Source organism: Microbulbifer maximicatervae (SeqCode) (assembly GCF_052467325.1).
On record NZ_CP174310.1, the window covers coordinates 3,695,336 to 3,709,549 of the forward strand.

The 14,214-nt window shown below is 50.7% G+C and carries 12 protein-coding genes; 9 read left to right on the top strand and 3 right to left on the bottom strand.

Annotation, left to right across the window (positions count from 1 at the left end; translation table 11 throughout):
* Nucleotides 1–80 precede the first annotated feature (80 nt).
* The 4 genes from coaBC (at nucleotide 81) to slmA (ending at nucleotide 5,506) form a co-directional block, all read left to right on the top strand.
* Nucleotides 81–1,286 carry a bifunctional phosphopantothenoylcysteine decarboxylase/phosphopantothenate--cysteine ligase CoaBC gene (gene coaBC / locus ACJJIE_RS16525; RefSeq protein ID WP_444892378.1) on the top strand — a complete coding sequence of 402 codons (1,206 nt, stop codon included), beginning with the start codon at nucleotides 81–83 and terminating at the stop codon, nucleotides 1,284–1,286.
* A 65-nt stretch (nucleotides 1,287–1,351) separates the two neighbouring features.
* The gene (locus ACJJIE_RS16530; protein ID WP_444892379.1) at nucleotides 1,352–3,724 is read left to right on the top strand and encodes a phosphomannomutase/phosphoglucomutase; all 2,373 of its coding nucleotides are present in this window, start codon (nucleotides 1,352–1,354) and stop codon (nucleotides 3,722–3,724) included.
* A gap of 144 nt (nucleotides 3,725–3,868) precedes the next feature.
* Nucleotides 3,869–4,786: an acetylglutamate kinase gene (gene argB, locus ACJJIE_RS16535; protein ID WP_444892380.1), complete on the top strand. Its 918-nt coding sequence runs from the start codon at nucleotides 3,869–3,871 to the stop codon at nucleotides 4,784–4,786.
* Nucleotides 4,787–4,897: 111 nt separating this feature from the next.
* Nucleotides 4,898–5,506, top strand: a complete 609-nt coding sequence (gene slmA / locus ACJJIE_RS16540) for a nucleoid occlusion factor SlmA (protein WP_108735025.1) — start codon at nucleotides 4,898–4,900, stop codon at nucleotides 5,504–5,506.
* A 63-nt stretch (nucleotides 5,507–5,569) separates the two neighbouring features.
* Here the strand turns inward: slmA and ACJJIE_RS16545 are convergent, their stop codons facing one another.
* A complete protein-coding gene (locus ACJJIE_RS16545; protein WP_282930637.1) occupies nucleotides 5,570–6,166 on the bottom strand; it encodes a hypothetical protein in 597 nt (198 codons plus the stop codon).
* A 47-nt stretch (nucleotides 6,167–6,213) separates the two neighbouring features.
* On the bottom strand, nucleotides 6,214–6,867 hold the full coding sequence (gene pyrE / locus ACJJIE_RS16550; RefSeq protein ID WP_282930636.1) for an orotate phosphoribosyltransferase: 654 nt from the start codon (nucleotides 6,865–6,867) through the stop codon (nucleotides 6,214–6,216).
* A gap of 114 nt (nucleotides 6,868–6,981) precedes the next feature.
* Between pyrE and ACJJIE_RS16555 the strand changes: the two genes are divergently transcribed.
* Nucleotides 6,982–7,749: an exodeoxyribonuclease III gene (locus ACJJIE_RS16555; protein WP_282930635.1), complete on the top strand. Its 768-nt coding sequence runs from the start codon at nucleotides 6,982–6,984 to the stop codon at nucleotides 7,747–7,749.
* 62 nt (nucleotides 7,750–7,811) lie between these two features.
* Here the strand turns inward: ACJJIE_RS16555 and rph are convergent, their stop codons facing one another.
* Complete coding sequence (gene rph, locus ACJJIE_RS16560) at nucleotides 7,812–8,531, bottom strand: ribonuclease PH (protein ID WP_282930634.1); 720 nt, start codon at nucleotides 8,529–8,531, stop codon at nucleotides 7,812–7,814.
* A 109-nt stretch (nucleotides 8,532–8,640) separates the two neighbouring features.
* Between rph and ACJJIE_RS16565 the strand changes: the two genes are divergently transcribed.
* The 4 genes from ACJJIE_RS16565 to ACJJIE_RS16580 all read left to right on the top strand — a co-directional run bounded on the left by ACJJIE_RS16565 (nucleotide 8,641) and on the right by ACJJIE_RS16580 (nucleotide 14,019).
* Nucleotides 8,641–9,528: a YicC/YloC family endoribonuclease gene (locus ACJJIE_RS16565; protein WP_282930633.1), complete on the top strand. Its 888-nt coding sequence runs from the start codon at nucleotides 8,641–8,643 to the stop codon at nucleotides 9,526–9,528.
* Nucleotides 9,529–9,615: 87 nt separating this feature from the next.
* The gene (locus ACJJIE_RS16570) at nucleotides 9,616–10,176 is read left to right on the top strand and encodes a rhomboid family intramembrane serine protease (RefSeq protein WP_282930632.1); all 561 of its coding nucleotides are present in this window, start codon (nucleotides 9,616–9,618) and stop codon (nucleotides 10,174–10,176) included.
* A gap of 529 nt (nucleotides 10,177–10,705) precedes the next feature.
* On the top strand, nucleotides 10,706–12,439 hold the full coding sequence (locus tag ACJJIE_RS16575) for a S8 family peptidase (protein ID WP_282930631.1): 1,734 nt from the start codon (nucleotides 10,706–10,708) through the stop codon (nucleotides 12,437–12,439).
* 335 nt (nucleotides 12,440–12,774) lie between these two features.
* Nucleotides 12,775–14,019 (top strand): sterol desaturase family protein, encoded by a 1,245-nt coding sequence (locus tag ACJJIE_RS16580; protein ID WP_282930630.1) that lies wholly within the window; start codon nucleotides 12,775–12,777, stop codon nucleotides 14,017–14,019.
* Nucleotides 14,020–14,214: the final 195 nt, after the last annotated feature.

The window sequence follows — 14,214 nt, forward strand, 5'->3', positions numbered from 1 at the left end:
CAAGGCGCTACTGCTGTCTTATAAGAAACGACGCAGAAATGCTAATCTTACCGGCTCGCACCAAATCGGAAACAGCATTTATGTCCTCTCTGGCCGACAAACGCATACTTTTAGGTATCAGCGGTGGAATTGCCGCCTATAAGAGTGCCGACCTGGTTCGCCGGCTCAAAGAGCGCGGCGCAGAAGTCCGGGTGGTAATGAGTGCCGGGGCGCGAGAGTTTATACAGCCACTAACCTTTCAGGCGCTATCCGGTAATCCGGTGCATACAGACTTGTTGGACCCCTCGGCAGAAGCCGCCATGGGTCATATCGAACTGGCGAAATGGGCTGACCTTATCCTGATTGCTCCAGCCAGTGCCCAGGTAATCGCGAAGTTGGCCGCCGGTATGGCTGATGACCTTCTAACCACCCTTTGCTTGGCCAGTGAAGCCCCCCTGGCCCTGGCACCAGCCATGAACCAAGCCATGTGGCGCCACGCAGCTACCTCAGCCAATACTCAGACCCTGAAGGGGCGCGGAGTCATATTCTGGGGCCCGGGCGCAGGCAGCCAGGCCTGTGGCGACGTAGGTCCCGGCCGTATGCTAGAACCAGAAAATCTGGCGGAACACGCTGAAGCCCTGTTTCACACAAGCCACTCACTGCAGAACCGCAGGGTAGTAATCACTGCCGGCCCCACCAGGGAAGCCATTGACCCCGTGAGGTTTCTCAGCAACCACAGCTCTGGAAAAATGGGCTTCGCCCTGGCTGCTGCGGCGCAGAGTGCCGGCGCCGACGTAACGTTGATTGCCGGTCCCGTCAATCTGGATACGCCGCCGAAGGTCAATCGTATTGATGTTGTCAGCGCCCAGGATATGTATGAAGCAGCAATAAATGCTGCCGACCTCTGCGATATCTTTATCAGTGCAGCAGCCGTTGCCGATTTCCGCCCGGCCCAGGTCGCTGAGCAAAAAATCAAAAAGAAAGACGGGAAAAATGATGATGCAATTGCCCTAATCAAAAACCCCGATATCGTCGCGGCCATTGCCAAACGGACCGAGCTGCGGCCTTTTACCATTGGATTTGCCGCTGAGACTGAACAGGTACTTGAGCATGCTCAAAGCAAGCTCCGCCGAAAGAACCTCGATATGATTATTGCCAATGATGTAAGCCAGCCAAATTCTGGATTTAACAGCGATCACAATGCTGTCACCGTGATCGATACCGACGGTCAGAGCCAACTAGCTCCCGCTTTAAAGACCGACCTGGCCCGACAACTCATTGAACTCATTGCCTCTAGGGCTGTGTAACAAAATTTACGCACAAAATAGGGATATCTGTGGTCTCCAACAACAAAAAGAAACCAGGCGGTACCATGCATAAAGGGTTGCTTTTACCATCACTGTTAATAGTTGTCGCTTGGCTGGGCGGCGCATATCTATTAGCCCAATACCTTGTAATGCCACATAATCATTCGCAGATTGAGTTAGCTGCCAAACAAAAAACTGCCGAACTAGCTGAGATAGTGCAGTCTTACATTACAAGCTATTCAAAAAGCCTGCAGGCCCTGGAGTCAAGGAAACTCCCTGCAGCAATACTGATTGAATCTGCCAAACTACCTGAGCAGGTATCCCTCCAGGCCTTTTCTTCTGAACAGGTTCGAGTAGGCTCTGGAAAAAATCCCCCCCTCAACTTTGCCCTAGTTGACTTGTTAAAGCGCGGCCAGGGAACACCTGAGCAACCAATGGAAGTACTGCGTACAGGTATGGAAAATAGCTGGCAATTACATAGTGTTATTAATTTGGAAAATGAACAGCTACTGGCTACCCAACCCTTTTCTGTGCTGGAAAATATTTTAAAAAACCTGGGCAGTAGTAATGGACAAGTTCAGTTGATGCAGAAATTTCCCGATGCCCACCGACAAACACTGTGGCGCGCCGGTAAAGGAAAAGGCTACAACACTGTGGAGCAACTTGACGACAGCTATTTAAGCCTTCACTTCAGTCCCTCCCAAGCCTTTGTCGAACAGCACAGCCTGCCCACATCCTGGATTTACATTGGTGCTGGCGCTGGGATATTGGCGAGTCTGCTCGCCCTGCTCAAATTCTTACCCCGCGATTCAAGAGCCCCATGGGAAAGGAGTAAGGAGGCTAGTGGTGACGAGCTAAATAAAGCACATCCACAAAACTCTGATGGGGGGACTGCACAGACTCCCAATACAGATTTTTTACCGCAGAGTTTGGCCTCAGCACCGAGTATCTCAGGCTCTGACTCGGAAAGTTCAGAAAGCGAAAAGGAAAATAGCTCAGAGAACCTTCCAGAAAGTGGTGTTGATAAATCCGACCTGTCTCTTACCAATGAGTATCCCCAGCATGTTTTCCGCGCTTACGATATCCGTGGAATCGCCGGGCAGGAAATCAATGAACCTTTTGCCTATCAGCTGGGTAGAGCGCTTGGCACCCTGGCACAGCACGCCGGTGAACATCTCTTGCTAGTAGGCCGGGATGGACGCAATAGCAGCGAAGCTCTTAGCCAATGCCTGATTGAGGGGATTCTTGATAGTGGCTGTAACTCTATCAACCTCGGTTTGATTCCATCGCCATTGCTCTATTACGCCTGCGCAAAGGGAAAAAACACCAGTAGCGGGGTCATTGTTACTGCTAGCCATAATCCAGCAGAATACAACGGCTTTAAAATCGTGCTGAAAGGTCGCGCCCTGGCGGAAGACAAGCTGCAGGGGCTCTACCAATTAATGAAGAAAGGCTCGCTTAAAAGCGGCGAGGGTGTTAACCGGGAACAAGAAATCACCGATAAATATGTCGATGAGGTATTCAACAATGTCGCTCTCGCTGGACAACCACATCTGGTTGTCGATGCCGGCAATGGTGCTACATCTAATTTAGCACCCCGCCTGTTTGAGCAATTGGGCTGTGCAGTAACACCGATATATTGTGAAGTAGATGGCAACTTTCCCAATCATGCACCGGACCCCTCCAGGCCTGAAAACCTCGAGGCCCTCACTGAAAAAGTACTGGCTACCGGTGCAGATCTGGGCGTAGCTCTGGATGGTGATGGCGATCGTGTTACCTTAATTTCAAGCAGCGGTCGTATCGCTTGGGCCGACCAACTGGTTATGTTATTAGCAAGGGATATCCTCGCGCGAAATCCTGGAGAAAATATTGTCTTCGACGTTAAAAGTAGCCGAAGTTTATCCCAGCTAATCAACCAATATGGTGGCCGCCCGATTATGTGGAAGACTGGTCACTCCCCCATGAAAGCCAAGATGCTGGAGACCAAAGCTATCTTGGGCGGCGAGCTATCAGGGCATATCTTTATTAAAGACCGTTGGTTTGGCTTCGACGATGGCCTCTACGCAGCCGCACGGGTGCTTGAGATCATGGCACTGCGCGAACAGAGCCTTGACGAACTCCTCGATACATTACCAAAAATGTACAGCACCCCCGAAATCCTGCTACCTGTTGAAGAAACTGAGAAATTCTCGTTGATTGAACAGCTGCGCGAGAAAGGGAATTTTAGCAATGCTGATGTCAACACCATCGATGGGCTACGTATAGAATTTTCCGACGGTTGGGGACTTATACGTGCTTCCAATACCACCAGTGCGTTGACTCTGCGCTTTGAGGCCGAAAGCGAACAAGCCCTTGAACGTATCCGTACAGAAGTGATGGGGCAACTTAAAAAAATTGCTCCTGCGATTGTAGTACCCGACTGGCAACTGCTCGATTAAGATAAAAAGGCGGCACAAAAGCTGTCGCCACTAGGCACAGCCCGTGTTACTTAGTAAACAATCCACCACATTTGCTTTGAATCTTTGGCGACTCAGGTTCGCACCCTTGCCTGCCTGTCTATCGCCCTGTGTAAGGAACTGTCCATGTCCCTAGATCTAAACTCTGCGTTGAAAAGTGCCCAGGTTCTCAATGAAGCTCTGCCCTATATCCAGCGCTTTACGGGCAAAACCATTGTGGTCAAGTTCGGCGGTAACGCCATGGTGGATGAGCAGCTACAAAACAGCTTTGCACGAGATATTATCCTGATGAAGCTAGTGGGTATGAATCCCGTAGTCGTACACGGCGGCGGTCCTCAAATTGGGCAATTACTAGACAAACTCAGTATTGAGTCCCGCTTCGTAGATGGGATGAGAGTCACCGATAGCGAAACCATGGATGTTGTAGAAATGGTCTTAGGGGGAACAGTCAACAAGCAGATCGTTAACTTGATCAATAAAAATGGGGGGCGTGCTGTGGGTGTTACAGGCAAGGATGGTCTGCTTATCAAGGCGCGCAAGTTAACGCGGAAAAATGAGAGTGCAGGGCTGCATGCCTCTGAAATCATAGATATTGGCCAGGTGGGAGAAGTCGAGAAAGTTAATATTGATGTGATCAATATGCTGGTTCACAGCGACTTTATCCCGGTTATTGCCCCTATTGGCGTCGACGGCAATGGGCTCTCTTACAATATTAACGCCGATCTCGTCGCCGGAAAAATTGCCGAGCAATTGAAAGCAGAGAAACTGATGCTACTAACCAATGTTGCGGGCTTGCAGGATAAGGAGGGAGAAGTTCTCACCGGTCTGAGCACCAATGAGGTAGAGAACTTAATTCAGGATGGCACCATCTATGGCGGCATGCTGCCGAAAATTGCCTGCGCCCTGGACGCCGTTCAAGACGGGGTAAATTCTGCTCATATTATTGATGGCCGTGTCCCCCACGCCATATTGCTCGAAATATTTACTGATCGAGGTGTAGGCACTTTGATTACCAACAATGAAGTGCAAACTGTGGACCACTAGGCCCTTGGCAATTGAAGACAGCCCGGCGAATCGGTAGGATTCTGCCGCCGTCAAAATAAGACGACAAGAGCAAAACTAAATTCCGCCCCCCAAGCGGACCAAAGGCAGTCAATGAGCAGCGAAAAAATCAATCGGCGTCAACAAATCCTGGAAGCCCTAGCACATATGCTAGAAGTCAGCCCTGGCGCACGTATTACAACAGCAGCACTGGCCAAGGAAGTCGGTTTCTCTGAAGCCGCGCTATATCGTCACTTCCCCAGTAAATCCAAGATGTTTGAAGGGCTGATCGAATTTATTGAGGAGACAATCTTCAGCCGTATCGCAATGATCCTGCAGGAAGAGCCCTCAGCCCTCAATCGCTGCCAGAAAATTCTGCAGCTCCTGCTGGCCTTCTGTGAGCGCAATCCCGGCATAACTCGCCTGCTTACAGGCGATGCACTTACCGGCGAAACTGAGAGGCTGCACGGGCGCATCCTGCAGCTGTTTGATCGGCTGGAAACCCAGATCAGGCAGATCTTGCGTGAAGCCGAATTGCGTGAGCACCTTCGCCCGACCCTACCTCTCGGTGGTGCTGCCAATCTGCTGCTGGCCAGCGCAGAGGGGCGTATCGTGCAATATGTACGCAGCGGCTTTAAGCGGAAGCCTACAGAGTATTGGGCTGAACAGTGGCCCGTGTTAACAGCTGGATTCTTCCGTGAGACGGTAGCTGCAGCCAGATAATGATTTCTTCAGGTGGGCTTTTAGTAGCAGCCCACCTGGGAAATTTAGATACCTGGAAACTGATTAACTCTCAGAGGTAAGTTCCGTATAGCGGGCTACCGCCTTATCGAAATCTGCTCCTATGGTATCCATCTCGGTCGCGCGTCGGTTAAGGCGTTCTTCAAGTACCTCCATTTCTTTTTGCAGGTCCACGATTCTCTGCAACAACTCGGGAGACACCTCTCGACCGCCCCGCTGCGTACGTGCAGCAGAGGCTTCCTCTTGAGCAATTTGTCGGCGCAGGCTGCCAATATTTGAACGCATGATCGCCATATCCTGCTCAACGATTGCCAGCTTGCGCGACCGTGCACTCTCAATATCCGCAATACTGTTATAACGCTTAAGCAGCTTGCGATCCGCTTTGCGCTGGGCCTCCAACTTAAGCTGGGCCTGGTGCTCTTCGGGGCTGAGCTGCGGTGCAACCACATCAACCACACGACCAGTGAGAGTAAGAATCTCATAGCCATTCGGAACAAATTCCGGCGGAATAGCATCGTTTATCACCAAGACACCCTGGTGATCAGTGTATCGATACAAAACACGGCCATTGTTACCATATGCCTCTAAAGACAACAGCAATAGGGTGCTGATCAATAAAGGCGCTATAGGGGCGATTCGCATCGCTCTACTCTCTGTATTAATCGGCCCGCGATTCGGGGGGGCAAAATCTATTGACCCGCGACACCGTAGCGCTGCCGGTAGTCCACAATTTTCTGCAGAGTATCGCTATCTTTCGACTCCTGCTCGAGAAAGCTGATCACATCGTCTAGCTGTACGATGCCGACCACTGGGATATTGTACTGTCTCTCAACTTGCTGGATAGCGGAGAATTCACAATCTTCACTGGCCTTTTCCTGGCGGTTGAGGCCGATCACAACACCCGCTGCTTCTGCACCGTGAGATTCGATAATTTGCATCACTTCACGCACTGCTGTGCCTGCAGTAATGACATCATCGATAATCAAAACCTTGCCATTAAGCGGCGCACCTACTAAGGTTCCGCCTTCACCGTGATCCTTGGCTTCTTTCCGGTTGTAACAGAAAGGCTTATCGATCCCTTTTTGGGCCAGAGCCACAGCAGTCACCGCACCCAGCGGTATACCTTTGTAGGCCGGTCCAAAAATGACATCGAACTCCACTCCCGAAGCGATAATCGCCTCGGCATAAGCTTGTCCCAGCGCTGCCAGTGCAGCACCGGTATGAAAGCGACCGGCATTGAAAAAATACGGACTTTGACGGCCCGACTTCAATTTGAAGTCGCCAAAACACAGGACCTGATGATCCAGGGCAAGTTGGATAAAATCGCGCTGATATTGCTGCATGGAAAATTGTTAACTATTGGCTAAGGTGAAGGGAGACCTCCCCGTAGCATTCCCGGGGGTAGGCATGCATATAATGTTTCTAATGATACACAGTCCGCTGGTAAGGGGCTAATAATGCGAATAGTGAGCTTGTCGGTAGACGGCGTTCATCAGGCCGCACAACGCGGTCTCTACGATTGGTTGGCAGAGCAGGACGCAGACATCATCTGCCTTCAGGACCTGCGCTCTCTCGAGCCCGAACTGGACCATCCAATATTTCATCCCGACGGTTATTACAGTTATTTCTTCGACTCGGGAACTCCCCACGAGAACGGTGTGGCGATCTACACCCGCAGTCAACCCAAGGCCATAATATTTGGTATGGGTTTTGCGAATGGTGAAGATATGTACGGCCGCTATTTACAAGCGGACTTTGAGCGCCTGAGTATTGGCTCCCTACTTGCGCCAGTAGCTTCCGATGAGTCATCGTTAGATAAAAAAGTTCAGTTTTTTGAAGATATGCAGGCGCACCTGCTAAAAATCAGCCGCAAACGCCGCGACTTTATCTTCTGTGGTAACTGGGGCATGGCTCACCGTCGTGCCGACGTGCAAAACTGGCAGGATCATCAAGACTCCCCCGGTTTTATGCGTCACGAGCAACGCTGGCTTGACCAACTTTTCAACGATGTTGGTTATGTCGATGCTTTTCGGCGTGTGGTAAAAGACACCGATGAATTTAGCTGGTGGCCCAGCGGCACTGTCGGAGAAGGGGACGGGTGGCGTACCGATATGCAGATTGTTTCACATGGCCTGAAAAATCGTATCGAGTACGGTGCCATCAATAAAAATGTGAAGTTCTCCAGCCATTTGCCGGTGATTATGGACTACGAAATCGAAACCTGATTTGCATCAACTTCCAGCCCCTCTCCCTTGAAAAGCGGGGCTGGATTCGGGAAGTGCCGACTTTATTCGTCCAAAGCCAGCTTCTGTAGTGCGATCAACTCATCGATACCCGCCTTGCCCAGTCCCAACATCTGAGCAAACTGTTTCTCGGTAAACGGCTCGCCCTCGGCCGTGCCCTGAACCTCGATCATGCCGCCGTCAGCAGCCATGACCAAATTCATATCTGTATCCGCTGAACTATCTTCCGGATAGTCCAGATCCAATAGGGGCTCTCCCTGATAAATACCCACCGACACAGCTGCAACCATGTTCTTAAGTGGATCCTCGGCAATAATCTTCTCTCGCTGCATATGACGGAGCGCATCAACCAGTGCCACACAAGCACCAGTAATTGCTGCAGTTCGGGTTCCACCATCAGCCTGGATAACATCACAGTCTACGGTGATCTGGTTCTCACCCAGCTTCTCCAGATCTACTGCCGCCCGCAATGAGCGACCAATCAAACGCTGAATTTCCACAGTACGCCCGCTCTGCTTGCCCTTAGCCGCCTCTCTGGGCATGCGCGAACCTGTGGAGCGTGGCAACATGCCGTACTCTGCAGTAATCCAACCGCTACCCTGGCCGCGCAAAAACCTTGGGACTTCACTGGATAGAGAGGCATTACACAAAACCTTGGTATCGCCAAACTCCACCAACACAGATCCCTCCGCATGACGGGTATAGTTGCGGGTAATTTTTACCGGGCGCAATTGCGCAGGGGCGCGGCCACTGGGACGCTGCATAGTCCACCTCAAATATTGAATGAAAGCCCCGCATTATATACCCCAGCATCGAGATCCAAACGCTGTGTTATTATGCCGGGCCGATTAATACGCCTGTAGGGGATCAGCTATGGCCAGTCAACGGGAACAGAACAAAGTGCGCAGCATGACAGCCTTTGGACGCGCCGAGGCCAATTACGCAAGCGGCACCGCTATCTGGGAGTTGCGCTCGGTCAACCATCGCTACCTGGAGCCACACTTCCGTTTGCCCGAAGCCGCTCGTCCTCTGGAAACACAGCTGCGCGATACTCTGCGTAAAACACTATCCCGAGGCAAAATTGAACTGACCCTGAGCCTAAAGGCTAATAGCGCCGAAAATACAGGTCTGGAAATCAACCAACCCCTTGCCCAGGCACTGATTCAAGCGGCAAGGCAGGTAGCGGATGGCGAGGATGTTCAGCCGCTAAACCCCTTGCAAATTCTGCAGTGGCCCGGCGTTATCAGAGAGCCAGAGGCGGATACCGATCAGCAATCCGCAACGATAGTAGAAGCTTTTCGCGAGGCACTCGGGCAACTGCGCGCAAACCGCGAGCGCGAAGGCGCTGAGCTGGCCAAATTTATTGAAGCCCGCCTAATCGGGATTGAAGCACAAGTCGCCAATGTTCGAGAACTGCTTCCCCAAATTCTTGAGGCACAGAGGGAAAAGCTGCGCAGCCGCCTGGAAGAATTGCAAGTGGAGCTTGACAAGGACCGGCTTGAGCAGGAGATCGTCCTGTTGGCCCAGAAAGCAGATGTCGATGAAGAGCTCGACCGCCTCAGTGCGCACACCTCCGAAACACGCCGGGTTTTAGCCGGCGGTGGTTCAATCGGCCGGCGGCTGGATTTCCTGATGCAAGAATTTAACCGCGAAGCCAACACCCTCTCCTCAAAATCTGTGGTCACTGACACAACCCAAGCTGCGGTAGAGCTCAAGGTGCTGATCGAACAGATGCGCGAGCAAGTACAAAATATCGAGTAACACTTTGGAGCATTCTCACCAAAGTAATGAGTGCCCCCTGCTCCCAATTACGAGAAAAGCCAAGGTTCTCCCTTTTGAGGAAGATTTATGCGACAAGATCTGAAGTGGGTCGGTGCTATTTTTTTAGTGCTTGCTGCAATTGAGGTTATCAACATTCTGAGCGGCCGATCGCTTAATTACTTTGGGATTGTTCCCCGCTCAATTAATCACCTCCCTCATATCTTTTCTGCACCATTACTGCATGGAAGTAGCTGGCACTTCTTCTCGAACATATTCACTCTCTGCATCTTCAGTTTCTTAGTACTGCAATACGGGATCAAAACATACCTGAAAGTTACTCTGTTTATTGTGATCACCACCGGGCTTGCCGTTTGGCTTTTTGGTGGCAGGGGTAGTAATCACTTAGGGGCTAGCTCAGTAATCTACGGCTACTTTGGCTTTTTGCTTCTTGCGGGATTTATCAGCAGGAAATTTAGCCGTTTATTAATATCTATTGGGGTAGCCGTTCTTTATGGAGGGCTTATTTTCGGTGTCTTGCCACGGGGTGGTTTTATCTCCTGGGAGTCTCATCTATTTGGATTTATCTTCGGATTGCTAGCTGCAAAATTGTGGGCCAAAACCCCCAGCTATAATAGGGCCAGCTCCTAACACCAACCTTTCTAGCTCAACTATTGGGGCACCCCCTAATCCGAATGTCTAACCAGGCTCCAGGGGGGCTGCTGGCTCGCTAGTGAAAGAGCCTGAAAGTAAATCTTCTCAAATGCAGGGCGCACTTCATTGGGCATGCTCAGCAAGTTACCCGTTTCTTTGTGCAGTAATACTTATTTAAAAATATTCGTATATCAATCAAATTCTTCTTGTGACCCCCTCCACAACTCTCCTGTAGATAAATTCTCACTACCAGATTTTTTTACCAAAACTTATAAATTTGTCGCCAAAAGCCACACAAATTTAAAGGCTTAAGCTGAGGATAATAATTTCACAAACGTTATACAGGAGTACCATTTTGAAACTTTGGTACCAATTTTGGTCCAACTGACTTGTCGATTAGGAACAAGACAGTTTCTAGACCCATCCGTTAAGCAAATTTATTTTGTCAGCGCGGAGTTATTCAGGAGTCTTCGGTCTATCAGAATACTGATAACCGGATTAAAAATATCTCGGAGATATAACAATAATGAAATCATCATTGAAAAGTCTTTTACAAAAGACGACTCTGGCGAGTGCGCTTTCGTTACTGTGTACAACACCTTTTGCTGCTCACGCAGCAGAGGCTGATAATACACTGGTGACTGACCGCATCATCGTAAAGTACAAGGAGAGCGCTAAAGTTGGGAAGGCTGCTACCATGGCCGATGAGACGGTCGAGAAAGCTTCTCGCCGCGCCGGCCACAAGATGCGTCACCTTCGCCGTATGGCCACCGGTGCCCAGGTAATGCGCCTGGAAGGCCGTAAAAATAGAACTGAAGTAAACGCAATCATCGACCGCCTTAAACAAGATCCGGATGTGGAATACGCAGAGCCGGACTTGATCCTACAGGCCATGGCTGAACCCAATGACCCGAGCTACCTCAGCCAGTGGCACTACTATGAATCCACCGGTGGTTTGAACTTGCCAGAAGCCTGGGACGTCACCCAAGGCGATGGGGTAGTCGTTGCCGTACTCGATACCGGTTATCTGCCCCACGCCGACCTGGTCGACAATATTCTGCCAGGCTACGACATGATCTCAGACACTTTCGTTTCTGTAGACGGAGATGAGCGGGATGACGATCCCACAGACCCTGGCGATTGGTATGAAGCCGGTACCTGTGACGAAACCTCCGAAAGCGACAGCAGCTGGCACGGGACTCATGTAGCAGGCACTATCGCTGGTGTTACCAATAACAACATGGGTATAGCCGGTGTTGCCTACGAGGCTAAGATCGTACCCGTACGTGTACTCGGACGCTGTGGTGGCTATACCTCAGATATTGCCGACGGCATCATCTGGGGCGCCGGCGGCTCTGTTAGCGGCCTGCCCACCAACGAAAATCCCGCTCAAGTATTGAACCTGAGTCTCGGCGGCAGCGGCAGCTGTGCTACCACAACGCAAAGCGCTATCGATACCGCACGCAGCCTCGGCGCAACTGTTGTTGTGGCCGCTGGTAACAGTGGTGCAAATGCTAGCCAGTACACCCCCGCCAGCTGTGATGGTGTAATTACAGTCGCTGCAACTGACCGCACCGGCGGCCGCTCTTACTACTCCAACTTTGGCAGTGTGGTAGATGTTGCCGCACCGGGTGGCGCACAGAGCTTCGCAAACGATTCCGATGGTATCCTGTCCACCTATAACAACGGCTCCACAGATGCCGGCAGCGATAGCTACTACTACAGCCAGGGCACCAGTATGGCCGCCCCTCACGTGGCTGGTGCTGCTGCGTTGATTTATGCGGTTGACCCCAACGTAACCCCAGATGAAGTTGAGTCGATCCTCACCAGCACTGCTCGCAGCTTCCCATCATCCTGCAACAACTGTGGCTCCGGTATTGTCGACGCTGCAGCTGCTGTAGCCATGGCTAGCGGCGACGATAGTGACAATGGCGGTGATGATGACGACAGCGGCAGTAGCACGGGCTGGACGGAAACCAATCTCTCCGGCAGCCAAGGTAACTGGACTGACTTCACCATCGATATTGAAGCGGGAACTTCCACCCTTACTGTAGAGATGTCCGGCGGCTCCGGCGATGCTGACCTCTACGTACGCCATGGAAACTATCCCACCCAGCGTAGGTATGACTGTCGTCCTTACCTCTCTGGCAACGATGAGACCTGCACCATCAGCAGTCCGGATTCCGGTACTTGGTACATTAGTATCTACGGTTATGAATCCTACACTGGTGTCACTTTAGAAGCAGAAGTTACCGAGTAAATCTCAGGCTTCACAGCGTACAAAAGGCCGGCATATGCCGGCCTTTTTTCTTTCAAAATCCACAGCGGAGTACCGCTCCCCAAAGAAAGCTATACGCAATTGTTTTTAACTACACCGAGCCACTGAAGTGGATAAACTAACAGCCCATCCCTACCAATCTAGCAATTCGTTCCAAGTAGACTCCGCTATTTTGATCCTGCCGCTTACTTGTTTTAAAAAACCTCAACGAATACTGACTGATTTTAGAATCCAGCCTTCACCGATGTTTGCGCTCCTGTAGCGATATGGCAGAGTGCATCAGATATGCTATCTAATAATAAAAATAAGGGGCTTCTGTGGACCTGCTTACTTTTGCCATTCCATTTTTCCTCTTCTCCATACTAATGGAGTTCGCCCTAGATCGCTGGAAGGGCTGGGGTATCTACCGACTGAATGATGCTGTTGGTAACCTCAGTACGGGAATCCTCAATCGCATTATTGGGATGACCTACAAAAGCTTGTTCCTCATTATCTATATCCCGCTATTTACGTTACTAGAACCCTACTATCAATGGGTTGGTTTCAGCTGGTCAATCGACAATGGTTGGCACCTGGCCCTGGCAGTTCTCGCCTATGACTTCTGCTACTACTGGAAGCACCGTATTTGCCATGAAGTAAATATCTTTTGGGCAGAGCACTTAGTGCATCACCAAAGTGAGGATTTCAATCTGAGTACAGCTTTGCGCCAGTCTTCCGGGGGGTTACAACTGGACTGGATATTTTATCTACCGCTGCTGCTAATTGGTTTACCAGCAGAGATTGTTATTGTTGCCGGAGCCATAGATCTTATTTACCAATTTTGGGCACACACACAAAAGATACCCAAAATACGCTGGTTGGAATGGTTTGTAGTTACTCCCTCTAACCACCGGGTACACCACGCCCAGAACCCCATCTATGTAGATAAAAATTACGGGGGGATATTAATTGTTTGGGACCGTTTATTTGGCACATATCAGCCAGAGATTGAGGGTGAACCCTGTTTATATGGCGTGCGCAAGCCACTGAATACATTTGATCCTGTCGCAGCCAATTTACAGCACCTGAAACGAATGGCTGTCGATGCCTGGTACACAAAAAGCTGGTGGGAAAAGCTCACTTTGTGGTTTCGCCCAACCGGATACAGGCCTGCAGATGTTGAAAAATCCATGCCTGTGGCTTCCACTAACCTCGCAAACTTTCAGCGTTTTAACCCAGACATCAGCCTTGGTGCACGTAACTACGCTTTCGCGCAACACCTCTGCTACACCGCAGCAACCTTATCACTCCTATGGTTCAGTGCCGCCTTAAGCTTTTGGCAATTAATGGGCGCAGTAATAGCACTGATTATTTGCCTTTCCATTAACGGAAGAATACTGGATGGTCATCCTAACTCCAGACACCTCGAGCTAACAAGGCTCGCGGCACTGATCGGCGCTATCCCTCTACTAAGCAATACGTTTGTACCATTCTTTGCGTCCTACCTATTTACTAGCACGTTGGTATGGTGGTGGTTGGCAATCCGGCGCAAAGAGGATAGAGTCACTTTCGTTAGCGATTAGCAACAGAGGGAAATCCTTGATCACAGGTGGTTGGTGGTGATTAAGAAACTCCCGCGAGGCTATCCCGGCCGGGCTCAGGCGCGCAGGTGGTAACGTGCCCTGAATCTCCCAACAGATACCCCCACTCCGGCCGGGGGCTAGCCTTGTCCCTTCACGACACTCTTTCATCTTCAGGCACAAGCTTCGGTTATAATG